This window comes from Streptococcus suis, assembly GCF_019794555.1.
Lineage (GTDB): Bacteria > Bacillota > Bacilli > Lactobacillales > Streptococcaceae > Streptococcus > Streptococcus suis_AB.
The window spans coordinates 1-1,755 of the sequence record NZ_JAIMEP010000062.1; the positions used below are offsets into that span (position 1 = coordinate 1).

Annotated in this window: 1 rRNA gene; it reads right to left on the reverse strand. The window is 49.1% G+C overall.

Annotation, left to right across the window (positions count from 1 at the left end):
- Positions 1–1,755: ribosomal RNA gene (locus tag K6V48_RS11590) — 23S ribosomal RNA — on the reverse strand; the annotation flags it as partial.

The following is a 1,755-nucleotide window of genomic DNA, read 5'->3' on the forward strand; positions in this document are numbered from 1 at the left end:
TAGGCTCCTACCTATCCTGTACATGTGGTACAGATACTCAATATCAAACTGCAGTAAAGCTCCATGGGGTCTTTCCGTCCTGTCGCGGGTAACCTGCATCTTCACAGGTACTAAAATTTCACCGAGTCTCTCGTTGAGACAGTGCCCAAATCATTACGCCTTTCGTGCGGGTCGGAACTTACCCGACAAGGAATTTCGCTACCTTAGGACCGTTATAGTTACGGCCGCCGTTTACTGGGGCTTCAATTCAGATCTTCGCTTACGCTAAACCCTCCTCTTAACCTTCCAGCACCGGGCAGGCGTCACCCCCTATACATCATCTTACGATTTAGCAGAGAGCTGTGTTTTTGATAAACAGTTGCTTGGGCCTATTCACTGCGGCTGACTTTAAGTCAGCACCCCTTCTCCCGAAGTTACGGGGTCATTTTGCCGAGTTCCTTAACGAGAGTTCTCTCGCTCACCTGAGGCTACTCGCCTCGACTACCTGTGTCGGTTTGCGGTACGGGTAGAGTATGATACATCGCTAGAAGCTTTTCTTGGCAGTGTGACGTCACTAACTTCGCTACTTAACTTCGCTCCCCATCACAGCTCAATGTTATAGATACAAGCATTTGACTCATATCACACCTCACTGCTTAGACGGGCTCTTCCAATCGCCCGCTTTAGTTAGCCTACTGCGTCCCTCCATCACTTCATACTCTAGTACAGGAATATCAACCTGTTGTCCATCGGATACACCTTTCGGTCTCTCCTTAGGTCCCGACTAACCCAGGGCGGACGAGCCTTCCCCTGGAAACCTTAGTCTTACGGTGGATGGGATTCTCACCCATCTTGCGCTACTCATACCGGCATTCTCACTTCTATGCGTTCCAGCACTCCTCACGGTATACCTTCTTCACACATAGAACGCTCTCCTACCATAACACCTAAGTGTTATCCACAGCTTCGGTAAATTGTTTTAGCCCCGGTACATTTTCGGCGCAGGGTCACTCGACTAGTGAGCTATTACGCACTCTTTGAATGAATAGCTGCTTCTAAGCTAACATCCTAGTTGTCTGTGCAACCCCACATCCTTTTCCACTTAACAATTATTTTGGGACCTTAGCTGGTGGTCTGGGCTGTTTCCCTTTCGACTACGGATCTTAGCACTCGCAGTCTGACTGCCGACCATAAATCATTGGCATTCGGAGTTTATCTGAAATCAGTAAACCGAGATGGCCCCCTCATCCAAACAGTGCTCTACCTCCAAGATTCTCAATGTCGACGCTAGCCCTAAAGCTATTTCGGAGAGAACCAGCTATCTCCAAGTTCGTTTGGAATTTCTCCGCTACCCACAAGTCATCCAAGCACTTTTCAACGTGCCCTGGTTCGGTCCTCCAGTGCGTCTTACCGCACCTTCAACCTGCTCATGGGTAGGTCACATGGTTTCGGGTCTACGACATAATACTAATCCGCCCTATTAAGACTCGGTTTCCCTACGGCTCCGTCTCTTCAACTTAACCTCGCATCATATCGTAACTCGCCGGTTCATTCTACAAAAGGCACGCTCTCACCCATTAACGGGCTCGAACTTGTTGTAGGCACACGGTTTCAGGTTCTATTTCACTCCCCTTCCGGGGTACTTTTCACCTTTCCCTCACGGTACTGGTTCACTATCGGTCACTAGAGAGTATTTAGGGTTGGGAGATGGTCCTCCCAGATTCCGACGAGATTTCGCGTGTCTCGCCGTACTCAGGATACTGCTAGGTATAAAGA